The 17994-nt window shown below is 67.3% G+C and carries 15 protein-coding genes and 2 pseudogenes; 6 read left to right on the top strand and 11 right to left on the bottom strand.

The annotated features are described in order from the left end of the window. Positions 1 to 33: 33 nt before the first annotated feature. The 5 genes from WME95_RS45900 to WME95_RS45880 form a co-directional block, all read right to left on the bottom strand. Complete coding sequence (locus tag WME95_RS45900; RefSeq protein ID WP_437905517.1) at positions 34 to 4350, bottom strand: molybdopterin cofactor-binding domain-containing protein; 4317 nt, start codon at positions 4348 to 4350, stop codon at positions 34 to 36. Positions 4351 to 4364: 14 nt separating this feature from the next. Then, complete coding sequence (locus WME95_RS45895; protein WP_437905516.1) at positions 4365 to 5792, bottom strand: hypothetical protein; 1428 nt, start codon at positions 5790 to 5792, stop codon at positions 4365 to 4367. A 19-nt stretch (positions 5793 to 5811) separates the two neighbouring features. Then, positions 5812 to 7638 carry a hypothetical protein gene (locus WME95_RS45890; protein ID WP_437905515.1) on the bottom strand — a complete coding sequence of 609 codons (1827 nt, stop codon included), beginning with the start codon at positions 7636 to 7638 and terminating at the stop codon, positions 5812 to 5814. A 259-nt stretch (positions 7639 to 7897) separates the two neighbouring features. Beyond that, complete coding sequence (locus tag WME95_RS45885) at positions 7898 to 8269, bottom strand: hypothetical protein (RefSeq protein ID WP_437905514.1); 372 nt, start codon at positions 8267 to 8269, stop codon at positions 7898 to 7900. A gap of 305 nt (positions 8270 to 8574) precedes the next feature. Continuing rightward, positions 8575 to 8898: a hypothetical protein gene (locus WME95_RS45880; protein ID WP_272103036.1), complete on the bottom strand. Its 324-nt coding sequence runs from the start codon at positions 8896 to 8898 to the stop codon at positions 8575 to 8577. A gap of 279 nt (positions 8899 to 9177) precedes the next feature. Between WME95_RS45880 and WME95_RS45875 the strand changes: the two genes are divergently transcribed. Next, positions 9178 to 9480, top strand: coding sequence for a hypothetical protein (locus tag WME95_RS45875; protein WP_437905513.1), 303 nt, complete (start codon positions 9178 to 9180; stop codon positions 9478 to 9480). Positions 9481 to 9618: 138 nt separating this feature from the next. On the opposite strand, the gene WME95_RS45870 is transcribed toward WME95_RS45875, so the two are convergent. Further along, positions 9619 to 9771 carry a hypothetical protein gene (locus tag WME95_RS45870; RefSeq protein ID WP_437905512.1) on the bottom strand — a complete coding sequence of 51 codons (153 nt, stop codon included), beginning with the start codon at positions 9769 to 9771 and terminating at the stop codon, positions 9619 to 9621. A 539-nt stretch (positions 9772 to 10310) separates the two neighbouring features. Here WME95_RS45870 and WME95_RS45865 point away from each other — a divergent pair. Then, positions 10311 to 10643 (top strand): hypothetical protein, encoded by a 333-nt coding sequence (locus tag WME95_RS45865; RefSeq protein WP_437905511.1) that lies wholly within the window; start codon positions 10311 to 10313, stop codon positions 10641 to 10643. Between the two features lie 158 nt (positions 10644 to 10801). Here WME95_RS45865 and WME95_RS45860 read toward each other — a convergent pair whose 3' ends face one another. Then, a complete protein-coding gene (locus tag WME95_RS45860; protein WP_437905510.1) occupies positions 10802 to 11308 on the bottom strand; it encodes an SgcJ/EcaC family oxidoreductase in 507 nt (168 codons plus the stop codon). A gap of 105 nt (positions 11309 to 11413) precedes the next feature. Between WME95_RS45860 and WME95_RS45855 the strand changes: the two genes are divergently transcribed. Next, complete coding sequence (locus tag WME95_RS45855; RefSeq protein ID WP_437905509.1) at positions 11414 to 11995, top strand: MarR family winged helix-turn-helix transcriptional regulator; 582 nt, start codon at positions 11414 to 11416, stop codon at positions 11993 to 11995. Between the two features lie 259 nt (positions 11996 to 12254). Here the strand turns inward: WME95_RS45855 and WME95_RS45850 are convergent, their stop codons facing one another. Next, positions 12255 to 12731, bottom strand: coding sequence for a hypothetical protein (locus WME95_RS45850; RefSeq protein WP_437905508.1), 477 nt, complete (start codon positions 12729 to 12731; stop codon positions 12255 to 12257). Positions 12732 to 13150: 419 nt separating this feature from the next. Here WME95_RS45850 and WME95_RS45845 point away from each other — a divergent pair. Both WME95_RS45845 and WME95_RS45840 read left to right on the top strand, forming a co-directional pair. Further along, positions 13151 to 13279, top strand: a pseudogene (locus WME95_RS45845) (VF530 family DNA-binding protein); the annotation flags it as partial. Beyond that, positions 13276 to 13476, top strand: a complete 201-nt coding sequence (locus tag WME95_RS45840) for a hypothetical protein (protein WP_437905507.1) — start codon at positions 13276 to 13278, stop codon at positions 13474 to 13476. The pseudogene WME95_RS45845 and the gene WME95_RS45840, both read left to right, overlap by 4 nt. Before the next feature lie 123 nt (positions 13477 to 13599). Here WME95_RS45840 and WME95_RS45835 read toward each other — a convergent pair. From WME95_RS45835 to WME95_RS45825, 3 genes and pseudogenes are all read right to left on the bottom strand, one after another. Then, positions 13600 to 13755 (bottom strand): annotated as a pseudogene (locus tag WME95_RS45835) (helix-turn-helix domain-containing protein); the annotation flags it as partial. Positions 13756 to 13789: 34 nt separating this feature from the next. Then, entirely contained in the window at positions 13790 to 14956 is a 1167-nt protein-coding gene (locus WME95_RS45830; RefSeq protein WP_437905506.1) for a protein-glutamine glutaminase family protein, read from the bottom strand. Positions 14957 to 15036: 80 nt separating this feature from the next. Then, on the bottom strand, positions 15037 to 16125 hold the full coding sequence (locus WME95_RS45825; RefSeq protein ID WP_437905505.1) for a LacI family DNA-binding transcriptional regulator: 1089 nt from the start codon (positions 16123 to 16125) through the stop codon (positions 15037 to 15039). Between the two features lie 233 nt (positions 16126 to 16358). Here WME95_RS45825 and WME95_RS45820 point away from each other — a divergent pair, with 233 nt between their 5' ends. Then, on the top strand, positions 16359 to 17903 hold the full coding sequence (locus WME95_RS45820; protein WP_437905504.1) for an L-fucose/L-arabinose isomerase family protein: 1545 nt from the start codon (positions 16359 to 16361) through the stop codon (positions 17901 to 17903). Positions 17904 to 17994: the final 91 nt, after the last annotated feature.

Genomic DNA, 17994 nt, shown 5'->3' with positions numbered 1-17994 from the left:
CGAGGAGCGGGCCGCTACCGCGGCCCGCTCTGCTCAGAGGGTCAGATCCTCCTGGGTCACCAAGCACGCCTGCTGCACGCGCTGGACGGTGGCTGGCGCCTGGAGCTGGAACCACTCGTTATGCCCCCGATCCTGCCGCGCAGCCAGGATCGCGTGCTTGAGCGCGAAGAAGGCCGTGATCGCAAGCACCAGCGGGGGCTCGCCGACCTCCTTCGACGAGTAGAGGTCGTAGGGGCTCTCGGGGACTTCGGGCGCGGTGGAGCGCGGGAAGAGGTCGACGTTGAACTCGATGGGGATCGAGGTCGTCGCCGGCACCTTGTAGCGCCAGGTGTTGTCGGCGTTGAGCGCGCCTGCGTCGGGGCCGTCGGGCTGGAACAGCACATCCTCGCTCAGCACGTAGCCGAGCCCCTGCACGTAGGCGCCCTCCACCTGTCCAATGTCGATGGCCGGGTTGAGGCTATCGCCCATGTCGTAGAGCACGTCGGCGCGGAGCACCGTGGTCTCCCCGGTGAGCACGTCGATCTCCACCTCGGTGCAGGCGGCGCTGTAGGTGAACCCGGTGAAGTGATAAACGGCTTCGCTGCCTGCGTTCGGCTTGAAGATCAGACCGGTGTCGATCTCGGCCCCGCCCTTCTGCTTGAAGCGCGCCTGGGCCGAGAGGTTGAACTGGTCATTATGGGCTATGGCGACGACGCACTGCCAGATCGTCTTCTCGATCGTCTTGCCGTTCGTCGTGATTTGCACCACCTTGCGCCACCCATCTTGGTGGTTCCAGAAGTCGATGTGGTTCGTTTGGCACCACGCGAGGCCGTTCTCCTCGAGCTTCTTCATGCAGTACGCCTGGAGCCGGTCGCGCAGGTCGCGGCAGGCCTTCTTGGCGGCGGCCGCATTGAAGCCCGAGCCCGTCGAAGCCCCTGTGCCCACCGGGTTCGGCACCACCTGCGTGTCGGTGTCGCCGATTTCGATGAGCCCCATGGGAATGTTGAGCTCCTTGGCGACCACCTGGGCCACCTTCACCCGCAGCCCTTGGCCCATCTCCACCCCGCCCTGGCGCACGAGCACCGTGCCATCCTGGGCGTAGACCTCGACGAGCGCGCCCGCCTGCTCGAGCATCGGCGCGTTGTAGCCGCTCCCGTACTTCACGGGCATCATCGAGATGCCGCGCTTCTTCCAGCGGTTCTCGGCGTTGAACTTCTGCACGGCCGCGAGACGCTCGGCGAACTTCGAGTTCTGCTTGATGCGCTCCCACACGTGGCCCAGGTAGCAGTAATCGAGCACCTGCCCGACGGGGGTCATCCCTCCGAGCTGGTATAGGTTCTTCTCCCGCACGTCCTCGGGCAGCATCCCGATCGCGTGGGCGGCCTGCTCGATGGCGTCCTCTTGCACGAGCAGCGCCTGCACCGAGCCCATCGAGCGCATTGCGGTGTTGCTGGCCTTGTTCGTCTGGCAGACGTCCCCGCTGGTCTGGTAGTGAGGAATGTTATAGGCGCTGTCGGCCCGGAGCTGGAGACAATCCATCACGACGAACGAGCAATCGAGCGTGCTGCCGCCGTCGGTCCAGAAGTCCGTCTTCAGGCCCATCAGCCGGCCGCGCTGATCCGGGTCTCCCTCCCCGGTGGCGATCGCGACGGCGTATTCGCCCAGCAAGGGGTGCCGGTGGCCGATCATCGCGCTGTCATTCTCGCGGCGCATCGCCAGCTTCACGGGGCGTCGGTGCTTCCACGCCGCCACCGCCGTGATGCCGGCGACGTAGGGCGAGCGCGTCGTCTTGCCGCCGTAGCCACCGCCCACCCGCGCGATCTCGACTCCGACATGGTTCATGGCGAGCCCGAGCGCGCTGCGGACCCCGCTCTGCACCGAGTCGGGGCTCTGGGTGGACGAATGCACCACGATGCGGTTGCGCTCGCCGGGAATGGCCACGCACGCGTTCGTCTCCATGTAGAAATGGAGCTGCGCCCCGCTGCGCTCGCTGCCGTGGAACACCTTGCACTGGACGCCGTCGAGCACGGCGTCGTCGTGCACGACGCGGCTGCCGGAATCGTCGCCCGCGACCCAGTCGAGCTTGGTCCCGGGGCGCTGGATCTTCCAGACGTGCACGGGGTAGTGCTGGCTGTCCTGGTAGATCTTGCCCTGGCGCCGGGCCTCGTCGATGGTCAGCGTGGGCAGGACGGGCTTGCGGTCGTCGTCGACGACCGGCGCGTACCGGACCCAGCGGGTGGCGATCTCTTGCGCGATGTCGATGGCCTGCTCGGCGGTCTGCGCCAAAACCAGGCCGATGCATTGCCCGTACGAGGTCACAATGCCGTCGGCGAACAAGAGGTCGTTGCCGAAGCCCTGGGCGTTGGAGCCACCGGGGGGGATGTCGTCCTTGGTGACGTAATCCACGAAGCCCGGATAGCGGGTCGCCAGGTAGGCCGAAAGCTCGGCAGCGGTGGCGGTCACCAGCGAATCGCCGCTGGGGATCTGGTAGGAGATCTGGGCCAGCGCCTTCATGCTGGTCACCACCGCCGCCTCCAGGCCGCGGGCCGGCAGCGGGATGTCGTGCGTATAGCGCGCCTCGCCGGTGGCCTGCAGGAACGCGCCCAGCTTGATGTAGGGCTTGTTGACCGGGTACTCGTCCTTGTAGCGCTCGTACTTCTGCTTGCCCGTGCTCTCCGGCCTCTCCCTGCGCTTGCCCGCCGAGCGAGCGTCTTTGGACACCTCGTGGTGGGCCACCTGCTCGGCCACGTAGACGAAGAACTGGTAGAAGTACCCCTCGGCGAGCGCCAGCTTGTACGCGTCGGTGAAGCCCTCGTCGGGCAGCGCCGCCATGCGGTCGTGGTGCAGGGTGAGCTGCTCCGAGACGTCTTGCCGCACGCAATCGATGGCCCCGGCCAAGGTCTCCGCATTCCACGGGCGGCCCTCCAGGAAGCCCTCGGCCCGCTTGGCGTGGAAAGCGAGCGGCCCGACCCCGCCAAACACGATCCGCGCGCCGGTGACGTTGCCCTGCTCGTCGAAGCCGGCGAGCATGCCTGCGTTGACGATCGAGTGCGCATTCTCGGGCCGCAGCGCCGTCTTGTAAGTCCGCACGAACACGCGCGGTGGTGTGGTGGGGATGCGGTAGCTCACGAGCACCCCCGTCGCGCGCAGCGCGGGCGAGCTCGCGTAGTGGTGGGCGAAGTCGAGGATGTCGTACTCGGTCGGGGCGCCCGCGCCCGTGCTGACCAGCACCTTGACGCCCAGGGAGCAGTAGGCCGTGAAGGCATCCGAGGGGAACGGCACGCCCTCGGTGACGTGCCGCGCCACCATCATGGTGTTCCCGCCCAGGCTGGCCGCATTGCGCACGATGCGGCCCGCGGTGCGCTGGACCATGGTATGCAGCGCCTCGTACCCCTCGCCCGCGGTGCCCGGCTCGACCTTTCCGCGTTGCGCGAGCAGAGCGTCGAGCATATCGAGCAAGTCGCTGTAGCAGACGGCCGACCCCACCACGATCTGCGCGGGCTCCACGTCCTTGCGCCGCAGCTCGGGCACGTGGGAGACGTCGACGAGGACGTGGGGATCCTCGGTGTACTTGTCGTAAACCCCGATCGAGGTGTTCCCCACCACCAGCTTGATGCTGCTCGGGTCGTAATGCTGCTGGATCTCGTGCACCTGGGCCAGGGTGACGGGGCGGTACCAGTCATAGACACCCTTGCGATAGTGGAGCGCGCGCGGGGGGGCCTCGAGCGAGCTGGGGAAGTCCGCGGGCACGGTATGGCAATGCGGCACCTCATCGGCGGGGTCGACGTCCGTGTGCAGGCAGCCCTGCTTGTCGGCGTCGCTCCAGTCGGAGGCAAAGTGCTTCATGCCGTAGAGGATCGGGCGGTAGCCGGTGCAGCGGCACAGGTTGCCGTCGAAGGCCTGCTCGACACGCAGCTTGGTCGGCCGCCCCTTGCCCAGGCTCGTCGCGGTCGCGAGCACGGAGTGCATGTTCATCACGAAGCCCGGCGTGCAGAAGCCGCATTGCGAGCCGTTTTCCTTGGCAATGCGGTACTGCACCGGGCTCAACGAGGTGGTCGTGGAGCCCGTGCCCTCGATCGTGGTCACCGCCTTGCCGTCGAGCGTGCAGATGGGGCGCATGCAAGCGTTGATCGAGCGGAACATCTTTCGCCCGGTCTGTGGGTCCAGCTCCGTGATCATCACCGTGCACGCGCCGCAGCCGCCCTGGCCGCACGCCTTCTTGGTCCCATGGAGGCCGACCTCGGGCGAGCGCAGCCAATCGACGAGCAGCGTGGTCGGGTCCACGTCCTTCAGCACCACCGGCTGGCCATTGAGGACGAATTGCAGGTCGGTGGCGAACCCTGCGTCGCTATCAGATCGCGATTGTGTCATGGTGGTCCTCGCGCTCAGCGCGCCGGTGGGCAGGTGGACTTGGGTACGACTTTCGGGTCGCTGTTCTTGAAGTAGGCGTACTGGGCGAAGGCCACCTGGAGCTGCAGCGAGGTGTCCAGCGGGATCGCTGCCGCGACATCGCCGCTGCTGCCAGGGAACGGGCTCGGATAGGCATAGTTAGAGAAATAACTCGCGTTCGTCGCGTTGTAGGTGTCGCATATCCCGTCGAATTTGAAGATCGGCGGTACGTTCTCGCCCGGCTTGATCTCCACCCCCGGCGCGGCCGCGTAGGCGCCCATGTGGCACGACGTGCAGCTCGAGTTGCTCTGGTCCACGTCGCCGGCGAGGCGCTTGAAGCAACCGTAGTGCTCGTGGATGTTGACGGGGGCCGCGACCGACTGGCTCAGCGGCTTGCTGTTGGCCAGGGGCACCGCGGGGAAGGTCTGGGGGTCGTTGCCCCACTGCACGCCGAGCGGCCGCATGCGATCCCAGATCGTGGCGCCGGGCAGGGTGCCGTCGTAGACGAGCGTGCTGTAGACCCAGCGCGTGGGCGAGCGCGTGTCGACGACCGCGAGGTCCATTTGCACGAGGTGGACCTCGCGCACCTCGCGCTCGCACGCCGCGTAGGTGCGCGGCCCCGTCTGCTTGTGGCCGTTGGCTTGCCAGTTGGTGGAGCCCTTCATGTAGGGCACGTCCTTTTCGGTCGCCGTGGTATTGAGCAGCTTGACGACGACGGTGCCCTCCGGGAACGGCATGCCGCGAGCCAGGAGCCGCCCGTTCTCCTCGTAGGTGGCCGGCGCGCCGCTCTCGGGCCACTGCTGCCCGATCGACCACGCGCCGCAGGGATTGTAGTAGCCGATCGACCAGGTCTCGAAGAGCGGGTCGTCACCGCCGCTCTTCCTGGCGCCCGGCAGGATGTGCTTGCCGCTGCCTCGCCCGATGAAGGCCGTTTCCGCGGTCGACAGCTCGTTGGTCAAGCCATGCACGAACTCGCGGCCCCGCTCGCCGTCGTAGGCCATCCAGGGGACGTTGAACCAGCGGGTTTGGCCGGACACCTGAATACGCCAGCCGGGGTCATCGGGGAGATTCGGCTCCTGGCCCTCTTTGACGTAATTGACGATGTCCTGCACGTAGCCCTGCCAATCCGCGTTCCACGTGGAGCTCTTGCCGCTGAAATCCACGTTGCGGCGCAGCCAGGGCGAGTCGCACGTGGGCTTTTCCTTCGGATAGTCGTGGCTCAGCTTGAACACGGGCCCCGACCAGCCCGCGGGGGGAGCCTTGACCGCGTCCCGGAAGGCGAGCGACCTTGCCGTGGCGAGCTCCTCGGGCTCGCCCTTTCCGTCGACGACTTTGGGGCCGGCTTGATTCCCATTCCCACAGGCGCCGAGGGATACCCCCGCCGCGATGGTGAGGAGCACGGACGCGAAAGCGTAATTTTTCATCGGAAGAGCTCCTCGGTGATCAGCGTCGCCTTTGCCAGCGGGCGGCGAAGTCGTCGAATCCGTTTTGATTACCCGGTCCGCGAGGGTACTCGGGCTTGGCGCTGAAGCCCTTGGCGATCCCGTCGAGCGCGAAGCTGAACCCGCCACCTTCCTTCTGGGCCTGGCCGTGGCAACCCATGCAGCCGCCCATGAGGTAGTTCGTGCCGTTGACGGAGAGGTTCGGCCCCACCTGAGGCGTGTCGCCGCCGTACGCATAGTCGGTGATGGTGCCGTCGGCCGGGTCATTCGAGCTGTTCGGATCCGGGTTGCCCGCGAAGCCGCCGGAGAAATGCTGCAAGACCTGGCTGGTCTCGAGGACCATGTTGGCCATGTAGTAGGTCGCGGGCTCGACACCACCGCCACCTGTGTACTCCGCCATGGCCTCCTTCGTGGCGGGGACATGCTGGACGTTCACGAGCTTGTAGTACCTGAGGACGCTCTTGGGGGAGCCATTCTGTTCGGCGTAGCTGTCCAAGGCTTGGTGCGCCGCGTCGTTCGCTCGGATGATGGTCTGGGGGATCGGGGACAGCCGCGCGCGGACGCACACCTTGGCCTGGGGGATGTTCTTATTTTTGGGGTTGTTCTCGTAGTAGAGGCTCGAGCCGGGCGTGCAGACGTCGGAGGCCGCCGTGATTTTCTGGCGCGACGCCTTGTTCCAGCCGGTGGCGGGAACGGAGGTGATCGCGGGGTAACGGGCAGGCTGGCCCTGGCTCGTGATGCGGCCGCTGTCGTCCTCGGCCCGTTGCCCGTCCTGGGTGAGGATGTTGTCGGCGGCCTCGAAGGAGGCATAGATGAACTGCGGCGCCGAATTGGTCTTCTGGATGATGTGGAGCGCGACCAGCGTGTAATAGTTGACCGCGTAGCAGTAGTTCGACCCGTTCAGCTTGTACCGGCGCAAGGGCCTGACCAGGTGGGTCTGCTCGTCCCCCGGGACCGCGCGGCGCCAAGCCGACTTGGTGAGAATGGTATTGAGGGGGAGGCTGACCAGGTCCGTGCTCCCCGCCTCGGGGTCTTTCTTGTTGTCCTGCACGTACTGCTTGGTCTTCGTCTCGATATCACTTGGAATGCCCGTGAACCAGCCGGTTTGCTGCACGTACTTGACGTAAATGGGATTGGCCTTCACCATGAACACGATCTGGGACGCCGCGGGGTCGTTCGGGTCGACCTTCGCCGCCTCGACGACGCCCGCGAACATGGAGTTCTGCCCGATCTGGGTGGCCTCGTCCGCGTTGAGGAAGAGCGCGCCCTCGGTGTCCTTGAGGTTCTGGGGGTCCCCGCCGTCGCACAAGGGAATCGTGCCATCCCCCCCCACCTTCGTCGAATCGTAGATGTATTGCGGCTTATCGTCGTAGTTGTACGGCTTCACGCCGTCCTTGTTGCCCCCACCCGGGAAGACCTCGATTTTGTGGCGGTAGGTCATCCACGTGGGCGTGGTGCCATTCTTGTCGTTGATGGCGTCGAGCCGGGCATTGGCATCGAGCTGTCCGCGCGTACCTGACGTGAAGGTTTGCTTCACCGCGGGCCAGTTGAGCGAGATGAACTCCTGCCAGGCGAAGGTGGCAGCCTGGTTGAGGTCCGCGCCTGCAGCGACATCCGTGGGCGGCGCGCAGGCCGCGACGTTGATGTACGAGGGCTGGGTCTCGCAGGAGTCTTTCCTCTCCGGGCGCGGCGCCTGGACCGCCGCGGAGGTCGATGCCGCCGGGCGCTGCGTCTCGGCTCCTTTACACGACATCGCGAAGAACGCCCCCGCACCCACCAATACGTGTCCTGAAATATGCCAACCATGCATGAGTCTGTTTCGGTTCATTGTAATCTCGTCGTGCGCGTGTCGGATGATCCGCGTCTTGGTGAGCTCTTCGCAGGAGGCATGCCAAGCCCCTGCGCTAAACCGGCGGAGGCCTCGTGTAGCGCATCCCACGAAACCGAGCCCCATCTCGGTAGGGATGGTCGCGTCCCAGCGCCAATTGTGGTCCTGTTTACTGTATCACCGCTGTGCCAGAGGTGTATCATGTACAGTCGAGATCCGAGCCCCCCGCGGCGGGGGCCCGGCGATGCATCTGCGCGCTTCAGCCGCCCCAGAACACGAAGACAGAGACGGCGTAAGCGCTCGCGACTCCTGGCAGGACCCCGGCGTCTCCACCCCACTGGATGCCATTGGGGAGCCGGGGATTAGTATTATCGATAAAGCCACTGTATCCGTTCTTGCTGATTGTCCAGGCGAAAATGTAGGCGTTTTGTCCCAGAGCCTGGTCGAGCAGATTGATGATCCCGAAGTAGAACGCATTCGTGTCCGATGCCTCTGTCGCTGCTCGATACAAGATCCAGTAGAGATCATCTCCCGCAAACGCACCGGATCTCCCCGCTGCGACGACTTGCTCGAGCGTCCTGGTCTTGACCGCTTCCGTGATGGAGGCTTGGGCTTTCATCGGAGTATTCATGATGACTCTCCTTGCGACGCGCGTCGCGTTCTGTCGTCTAGCAAAGCAACAACGATGCCTGCCGCCCTTCTACGGTTCGGCGCGGCTTTTTCTGAGAAGACCCTTCCAAGCGGATTCAGCCGTCGGACGAGGGGAGCGGCGTGGTGCCGTAACGGTGCATCTCACCTCGGACACGGTGAACGACAGGCTCGGCCGGAGGGCGGGGTCCCGTTCGCCGGGAGCGCATCCGCCTCAGGAGATGGCTCTGGCGCCGTCGCGGGAGGCGCTTCGGCTGTATCGTCGCCGCGCAGGCGAGAAGGGCGCCTTCATCCGGGAGCGCTGCCCCACGCCACGAAGCAATAGACGCCGTAATTGCTCACGGACCCTGGCAGACTCCCGGTATCTCCCGACCAGGAGGCGCTGCTATCGAGCCTGGGGTTTTTCTTGTAGAGCACTCCGTTTTGCCCCCCCTGGCTGACGGCGAGGGTGAGAATGTAGGCGCCTGACCCCAGTTTCTGGTCGAGGAGACTCGTGACGTTGTTGTTGAACCCGTCCAAACTACTCGACTCTTGCGCGGCTCGATACAGCAAGTAGTAGAGATCGTCGTTCGAAAGCAAAACAGTTCCCGGGGTATTCTTGTCGGATCCCATGATGACGCTCCTTGCGACCTGTATCGCGTTCTGTGGTCCCACAGGAGCAACAGTCATGCCAGCGTCCATACCTACGGCTCGATGCGGCTTCGTGGAGGGTAGCTCAATCCTTCCGAGCGGATTCGGCCGCCTCGCCTGACGCCAGCAGCGGACGGGCGAGCAAGGTCGCGCCGACAGTAGCAGGCCGCATGGCTGAGGCTTCCGGGTTGGCAGGTGTCTCCGGGAGCCTGCGTCTTTGGGAGAGGCGGCGCTTCCTCAAGGGACGCAGCCTCTGAGCGGGTGCCGACGCTCGATCACGTAAAGGCGACGTTCGCGGCGTTCTACCCGAACTGCCGCGGCGTCTTCGGGCTCCACGACGAGGATCAGGGCCTCCCCGACGCCATCGCCGGCGTCACGTACGACGTCCTCGGCTGGTATGCCGACCCCACGCAGGACTGCATCGCGACGTTCCTCGGCAGCTACGCCACGCCGCCGGAGCAGGTCCTCGCCGATTTCGCGGAGCGCGTAGGTAAAAGAAGCCGGATCGCAGCGCGAAGCAGTGCAGCGCAGCAAGCCGAAAGGGTGGGACCGCGAGCGTCGTGATGGCTCGGTCCTGGGCCGAAAGAGCGTGGTCCGGGCGGCGCCGAGCGCGCTACGGGGCGCATCGACGTGCCGTGGGCCCATGTGTCCGTCCGGGCGTTGGTCTGGCCCGGGAGGCGCGTCGCGAGACGCTATGCGGCGTCACCGGGCGCCTTGCGCAGAACGGTGCTCTTCCAGTACGGCGGCCGCCGCGTCGGCGCTGGGAGAGCGAGCTGGGACGTCGGTCGGCTCGCCGAGCGCGGAGAGGAAGCGGGCGATGTTCCTTGGCTCGGTCACCATGGCGACGAGCTTCATCCGCCCCTTGCAAGCTGGGCACTCGAGGACATCGATCGCAAATGTGCGGCGCAAGATCTCGGCGCGGTTTGTCGACCGCTCGATAGCCGCCACGCTTGCGTTTCGGAGCGGCGTCATCGTCCGCCTTCGTAGGCTCTTGTGGCTTCGCAGGGCGCGGTCCGATGCGCTTGCGCGCCAACGTGGGCGACTTGCCTAGGCGAGCACGCCAGCGTACTTGACGGTGTGAAAGCGCGGCGGCGGGACGCTGGCCGCGAGGCGGCACAGGAGCGAGACCGCGCCGCACGCGCCTCGGCGCGCGGCGCCACCGGCAGCCCGAGCAGCCGTCCGATCGCCTCGTGAACGACCCGGGCCGCCACGTCATCCCCGAGGGCGACGGCGCGGCATAGGGTGCTGGCGAGCGAGGCGACCACCGCAGCCCGACGCGACGGATCGCTCACGGCGAGCTCCCCAAGCCCGGGGCTTGGCCGCTGGGCCCGGGTTGGGTCCACGCCCTCCGAACGGGTGCGATCCGTCGTCACGCCCTCCGGAAATCCCCGGGGATGCGACGGATCGCGACGGTTCGTGCCCACGGAATCGTCCCGCCAGAAAAAACGGCCGATGACGAGCGGTCGCTGGAAACAGTAGCTATTCCCATAGCCTCCGCCTGTGTCGCCGCCGAGGGCGGCTCGGGTGTGGCCAACGCGTCGCCCTCCGTCGCCGCGTCGTCAAAGGGCGAAGTAGGCCTGATACGCGTCGGTCGCTTCGGAAACGACGGTGTGAACGCCTGGGCGATGTTGGGCATGGCCTGCGCGGTGGCCTGCGGCGTCATGACCTGGTTCGACAATCCCATGTTGTTCAGGGGCGGACCGCAGAAGTCGCACGGTGCCTTGTAGCTCCCCGAGGTCGGGCCGCCCTTTTCATGGGTACGACGGCGACGACCTCCTGTTGGATCCGGTTCAACATGGTCGCGTCGCCGGGGTTCGGCTGCTTCGCGAGCCAATTGCGATGATCGGTGAGCGCCGCCGGGGCCGAGAGCGGCCGCTCCGGGCGCTCAGGCCGCGAGGGCCGCGGGGTGGCGACGTCGCCAGAAGGCGAGGCGAACGCGCAGCACGGCCGCGAAGAGGCGCATGGACAGGCTGTCGGACGGGGGCAGGGGCCGCACCCGCGTGTTCTGAAACGCCGCCACCCGCCAGCGCCCGTCGTCGCCGTCGCCCCGCACCACCACCGTCATCTGCCGCGACCGCCGGCTTGCGGGCGCCGTCTTCTGCCAGGGCCACAGCAGCGCGCCGGTGCTGACGACCACGGCCGCGTTGGGACTGAGGAAGCGCACGCTCTCGATCTCGGAGACCAGGCGGGTGCCGGCGAGCACGCCGGCGAAGAGCTCCTCGTGCACCCGGCGGTTCGCCTCGCGGCCGCGCAGCCACGAGCCGTCGAACGTCACGTAGTCGGAGTCGGGCGTGTAAAACGCGTCGACGGCGCTCGCGCCCTCGCGCGCCCACGCCTCGCTCAGGGCCTTGAACATGCGCCGGATGGCCGCCTCGTCGGTCAAACGATCCATGGAAGATCTCCTTGTTGGTAACTATGTTAGTAAGTAAGATAATAAGGCAGGCTTGTCAAGCCGGCGGCGGCTCGGGTAGAGTGCAGGCGGTCGAGGCGAGAGGCGATGGCCGCGAAACGGACAAGCGCGAAGGCGGTGAGCGAGCTGGTCGACACCCTGGGCGACCGGCTGGGCCGCGAGCTGAGCACGCAGTCGGTGCTCTTTCACCAGGCGATCGCCGAGCGGCTGGGGCTGAAGGGCACCGACCACAAGTACCTCGACGTCATCCAGCGCGCGGCGGAGGCGGGCCCGGTCACGCCGGGCGACCTGGTGCAGCTCACGGGGCTGACCTCGGGAGGGGTGACGGGGGTGCTCGACCGGCTCGAGGCGGCTGGGTTCGTGCGCCGCGTGAAGCACCCGAGCGACCGGCGGCAGCTGGTGATCGAGCCGGTGCCCGAGCGCTACGCCGAGCTCGGCGCGCTCTTCGCAGGGTTCCGCGAGCGCTGGACGGCGCTCTGCTCGCGCTACTCGCTCGCCGAGCTGCGGCTCATCTGCGACTTCTTCGAGCAGGCGATCGCGCTGATGGCCGAGGAGATCGCCCGGATGCAGCGCCCGGGCGGGCCCGAAGCTGCCCTGGCGAGCGCCGCGCCTGCCGTCGGTGCACCGACCGCCAAGGGCACCAGGGCGCGCCCGCGCCGCACCTCCTGAAGAGCGTCCCAAAGCGGAGCGCCCCTCCGCCGCCGCTCACGCTGCCGTGCAGGCACCGCGCGCAGCGCGGATCCAGGCCGCCGCAGGCGCCCGCGCAGCGGGGCGAAGCACCGGGAGGCGCGCGAGCACGGTGCCACGCTCGCCAGGCGACGGCGGAGCTTCTCCGACCTGTCCGGTTGCGCGGCCACGATCGGCAGGTGCGGGAACCAGCAGGGTCGACCTTGCGGACGCCACATTCCTATGATGCCTAGCCCCAACTTCACCTCGAGCACCGCGCAGCGCAGGCCGACATGGCCAGAATGATCGGGTCTTCGCTGTCAGGCGCAAGAACCACCACGGGTCGCGGTCGCTGCGAGGTACGTAGGTCGCGGCGCTCTCCTACTCGCTGCTCGAGGGTGCCAAACTCGTAGACCTCGATTCCGCCGCATATCTCAAGCGCGCTGTCGAGGCGGCCTTCGCTGTCAAAGAGATCCGTTGCCGCACGAGTTCGCAGCAGCAAGCCGAGGACGGGGGCCGCGCGCTGACGCGGGACCGATGGGGCAAGGATGCCGCACCGGGGCCGCGCGTCCACGCCGCCGGCCGGTTCGGTCTCGGCGCCGCGCCCCCAACAACTGCGCGACGGCGGCGTCATGACGGGGCACGGCGGGGAGTTAGAGACCACCAAACGTTTGTCGCCCTTCGTCAGCCTGAGATAGTGCGGGCCGGATCCCGGGCCGAGCTCTTCGACGTCGAGCACGGCCGGATGTTCCGGATCTTCGAGCCGGCTGCTCCCGCTCGTCGAGCTCGACCTGTCGCGCTGACGCGCCGCCGCTCGCGCTGGCCGAGCCTCCACGATATCGGCCACGTGAATCGATCTCCGGATCCTGTGAGTCCTCGTACTGAATGTTCGGTCGGCCCGGGGCTTGGTCTCCGTGAACACGGAGAGCAGGCGTCGGAGACGCAGCGACCCAAGGGCTCAGCTCGTTCACTCGATCGGGCGCGAACAGCTGTCCTGTGCCACCTCGGCCGCGATCTCCGACAGTGCCGGCCAAGGCCAAGACAGTTCGGTTTCCGCGGATCTCCGCACCTGTCCTATCCGGGCGCCTCGTCAACGCGGCTTGCTACCGTCGGCGCGACCTATCTCTCCCCTCCGGTGCTGGCACCAGGCCGAGCATGATCAACATTCGCTGCTTCAGGTACGATCCCAGCATCAAATCGAGCCTGCAGTTCCTGCGACGGACCCCGTGGGCCCGGCCGCAGGTGGAGGCTCTCTACCTGCGGGACAAAGCCAAGCCCACCCCGTGACCGGCCCGCTCGATCGCATGCCGAGGACCGGGAGCCGGCGCGCGATCGATGTCGTGGGCGCGAGCTGCTTCATCACCGGCATCCAGCCCGCGGTCGCGCGGTTGCTCGCCGGCAGCGATCTCGGCCGGGTACGGCATTTCAACACGCTCGCCGACGGCCTCGCGCGCGCCCTGCGGGACCTCGGCGAGAGCGCCTGACGCCCCCGCGGCGCAGCGCCCCGGCCCGGCGCCAGGCTCGGCTCCCTTCCGCTCCCGAGCGGCTTCGTGCCCCCGATCCGGCGAGCTTTGCCATGGCTGCCGAGGCCGCTTTTTGCCGAACCTGAGCGAGCGCACGCCGAGCCGCTCCTCCAGCCGCGCGAGGCGGCGGCTGATGGTGGCGCGAGGGACGCCGAGCTCGGCGGCGGCGCGGGACAGGGATCCGGCCTTCACGGTCTTCGAGAAGGCGAGGAGCTCGGAGGTCTCGAGGGGTTCGTCCAGTTGGGCCCGAGCAGCACGCGCCGGGCCATCCGGGTCACTGAATACGAAGGCTCGCCTGACTCTCGAGCTCTCCGTTTGCCACCGTCACCTGGTAGTCGCCGGGCGGATACTCCTGGGTGATCAGGATCCTGCGGATGTTGCAGGCGTCGATGGGCGCGAGCTCGTCGATGCCGTTTCCGGTGATGCGCACGGTCGTCCAGCCTTCGACGAAGTTGTCCCCGATGATGTAGAGGGGATACCAGACGAAGCTGTCGAACTGGTCCGACGCAAAGCGCCGGATGGTCGGCGGGAGGCCCGGATCGGGCGTGGGCTCCGGCTCGGCGCAGGGGCCCCACGGCGGACATTCACCGAGGACCCGGTACGGATCGCGCCCGAGGATCTCCTGAACTCGCCATTCGGTCAGGAGCCGGTTGTACATGCTGCCATAGGGGTTCAGGTTGGGCGGCGGCGGCTCCAGGGGCACGGCGTCGAAGCACCCCTCCCCCAGGGCGTGGTCGCGGCACAACGCGACGTCGATGTCGTCGACGACGCTGAATTGAGAGAGCCACTCCGCGATCGGGAGGGGCCGCGACGGATCGATGGCGGCGTCCAGGATCATGAGCTGCCCACCGACCCGGACCACGGGCGCGACGTGGCCGGACCACGTCACGCTTCCGGACGGCTCGTTGACTGTCTGGAAGACCAGCTGCTTGCGCGGCTTTGCCTTGACCCTGGCGAAGTAGGGCGTCGGATAGCCCCATTGCTGGAAGAAGTAGATCGCCGCCTCGGCCCGCTCCTCGCAGCCGTTGTCGGCCGCGAGCCAGGGGAGCCGCCGCAGAAACTCGGGTTGCTCCGGCATGGCGAGCAGCCGGCTGTCGCGGATCGCAGCGAACCCGGAGCTCAGCTGCTCCTCGGTCCACGTGGGAACGCAATCGGCTGCCAGGCTCCCGGGCGGGCCCTTGAGCTCATCGAACGATCGCGGACCGTCGGGCAGCTGGCAGGCCGCGCCCGCGCTGCCTCCGGGGGATCCTTCGTCACCCGGCGAGCCCATGCCGGACGACGTGGAGTCGACGGCGTCCTCCAGCAGCGCTCCCGTGTCGGACCGCTCGATGTCAGGAGCCTGATCGGAATGGGCGCCCTCGTCGCCTCCACAGGCCGAGGCGGCCAGGGCCGCCGACGCGACACACAACACTCTTGCAAGAGAAAAATAGGACTGGCGCATGAATCTAATAATCTCCGCAGATGCTACGGTTCGCCCCCACAAAACCTTCCCGCCAGAAAACCGATCGATGTGGTGGGCGGCTAGGAGCGGTCGCCTCGCCGCGCGCGAGCTCGCCTCTCGCTGCGCGGCACGTCCGATGTTCGCGCGGTGAGGCGAGGGGGGAGCAGGACCTCTCGCGCGACCTTGGCGCCCGCCAGCATGTCAAGGAGCAGCCGCACCGCTTCGCGTCCTATCCCGCCGACGTCCTGATCGACGGTCGCGACGGGATAGCGCAGGAGATCGGCCATCAGGATGTCGTCGAATCCGACGACGTCGATCTCGTCGGGCACGGAGAGGCCGGCGGCGCGGATGGCCCGCAGGGTCCCGACAGTGCTCCAGAAGTTTGCCGCGTAGACGGCCAGAGGTCCACGCAGCCGCTGGAGAAGCTCGACCATGCGCGTCTCGGCCGCTTCCGGGGTGGCCTCCTTCAACTCCTCGATGGCCGCCGCCTTGGCGCCGCTCCGCGTGAGCTCCGCCTGGAACCCGTCCAGACGATGTCGGTAGGTGGGGATGTCGAGCGGACCGCCGATGTAGACGAGCGACCGATCCTTGTGCCTGAGAAGGTGGCGGAGCGCCAGCACCGAGCCGGCGGCGTGATCGGTGCGCACGCACGCCACATCGAGGTCCGGGACCGCCCGGTCGATCTGCACGAAGGGAAGTCCCTGCTTCTGCGCCGCGATGAGATCGCCATCGCCTCCGGAAACCGGGGACACGATGAGCCCATCCACCCGCGACTCGTGCACGAGCTGCAACGCGCGACGCTGGCGCCCCGCGTTACCGGCCAGGTGGCTCACCACGAGCGCGTAACCGTGGAGTTCGGCCTCGCGCTCGGCGCCGACGGCTATCCCGGCCCAGAACGGGTTCGCCAGGTCCTCGACGGCGAGCGAGATCGCGTACGATTTTTGCTCCCGGAACGCCTGGGCCATGGCGTTGGTCCGGTAACCCAGCTTCTGGGCCAGCGCCCAGACCCGCTCCACCGTGGCGGCGCTGATGCGAAACTTCGCATGCTTGCCCGTCAGGACGTGAGACACCGTGGTCTGGGACAGCCCCAGCTGTTCGGCGATGTCCTTCATGCGGACCGGACGCAGGCCGGGCACGTGCGGCGGGTCGGGGTCGGGGGGATCGTTCAAGCGCGCGCTCCGTTCAGCTAATTCGGATTAGCTGTTGACGGTAGCACGCACAGGCATAGTATTGAAGCGCAATACGCGGTCGGTGGCTGCGGTCCCTCGCGCACGAGTGGGCCATGGCAGCGATCTTCTACAGATCCGCCAGATGGCGCCGACGCGACGACGACCTTGACGTTCCGGCGGGCTGGAGCGGCAAGGCCCTGCTTGCTCAAGCCCGTCTGCTCCAGGAGAAGGCAATGGCACAGAGTGAACCGGTGATCTTGGGCTTCATGGGCAACCGCGGCTTCTTTCCGACGGCGTTCGCGGAGGAGGGAGCGAAAGCCACCCAGTCGGCCGTGGGCCATGTGCTCGGCCAGCGCGTGCGCTATGTCGATCTCGGCAACGTCGAGACCTACGCCGACGCGCGCGCGGCCGCGGGCGTCGCCCAGCAGTACCGGCGCTCTCCCGACGGCGGCGGGGCCATCGGCGTCATCTGCTCGATGTACAATTTCTCCGATGAGAACGGCATTCGAGACTTTCTGCGGCTGGCCGATCTCGATGTGCCGGTGCTGCTGCACACCGAGCCTGACGTGCGCGGCCTGGGACGCATGGGACAGAAGGGCCGGCGGGACGGGGCGTGCGGGCGCTTTTCGGCCGCCAACGCGCTCCGCCACATCGGCTACCCGTACACCCTCACGTCCAGGCATTGCGAAGCGGTGAGCTCTGCGGCCTTCGCGGACGATCTCCACGCCTTCTACGCGAGCTGCGTCCTGGCATCGAAGTTCCGCCGCCGGGGCCGCGGCGTGCGCCTCGGGCTGGTGGGCTCGGGGCCCGACGCGTTCCAGACGGTCACCAACGTCTCCACCGAGCTCCTGGGGCACATGGGCCTGAGCACGGTCGGTCTGGAGCTCATCGCGCTCGATCGACAGATGCGCAAGGTCTCGCCGCGCGAGCTATCCACCCAGCTGGAGGCCGTCTCCGGCTACATGGCGGCGGGTGACGTTCCGCGGGCCTCGCTGGAGGCGATCGCCCGGATGGGCGTCGTCTTCGATCGCTTCGTGAAAGAGAATGACCTCGACGGCATCGCGGTGCGCTGCTGGACGGAGATGCAGAAGTACCAGATCGGCGGAGAGGTGGGCGTGATGCCCTGCACCTGCATGAGCATGCTCTCGGACAAGCTCATCCCCGCCGCGTGCGAGACCGACATCGCGGGCTGGATGGGGATGTACATGCTGCAGTGTGCTTCCGGGCTCGTGCCGCTGCTGGGCGACTGGAACAACATGTACGATGACGAGCGCGAGGAGGTGGATCTCTTCCACTGCGGCGTCTGGGCCAAGAGCGTGATGCGCCCCGGCGCCCGCATCACCCGCCAGGAGATCCTGGCCACCCAGGCCGACATCGGCGCGGAGAACACCTGGGGCGCGGTCGACGGCGAGCTCAAGGCGGGCACCTGCGCCTTTCTGAGACCTTGCACCAACGCGCGCGAAGGCAGCGTGTTCCTCTACGGCGGGGTCGGCCGGGTCAGCGAAGAAGGCATCGACACCTTCGGCACGCGCGGCCGCATCCAGATCCCGCGCATCCAGGAGCTCTTTCGCTATTTGACGCAGCCCGAGCGGGCGGTGGAGCACCACACCGCCCTCGTGGTCGGGACGCAGAAGAACATCGAGCTGACGATGAAGGCGATCCGAGACGCGGTGCCCTACATCAACGCCCAGGCGGGCCTCGGCCGCGGCGGACAAGCGCTGGTCGATTTCTACGAGCACAGCCAGGTGGGCGAGCTCCAGGCGCGCGCCTCGGGGTAGAAAAAGCAAACGCCGGGTGGGTGTCAGCAGAATTCAGATCCGCCAGGTGGAGCCGGGCCACGGCGCCGCTCTCCGCGCTGGGCTACAAGTT

It is taken from the genome of Sorangium sp. So ce327, from assembly GCF_051530205.1.
Lineage (GTDB): Bacteria > Myxococcota_A > Polyangia > Polyangiales > Polyangiaceae > Sorangium > Sorangium cellulosum_B.
This window is presented reverse-complemented; position numbering and strand designations above follow the sequence as displayed.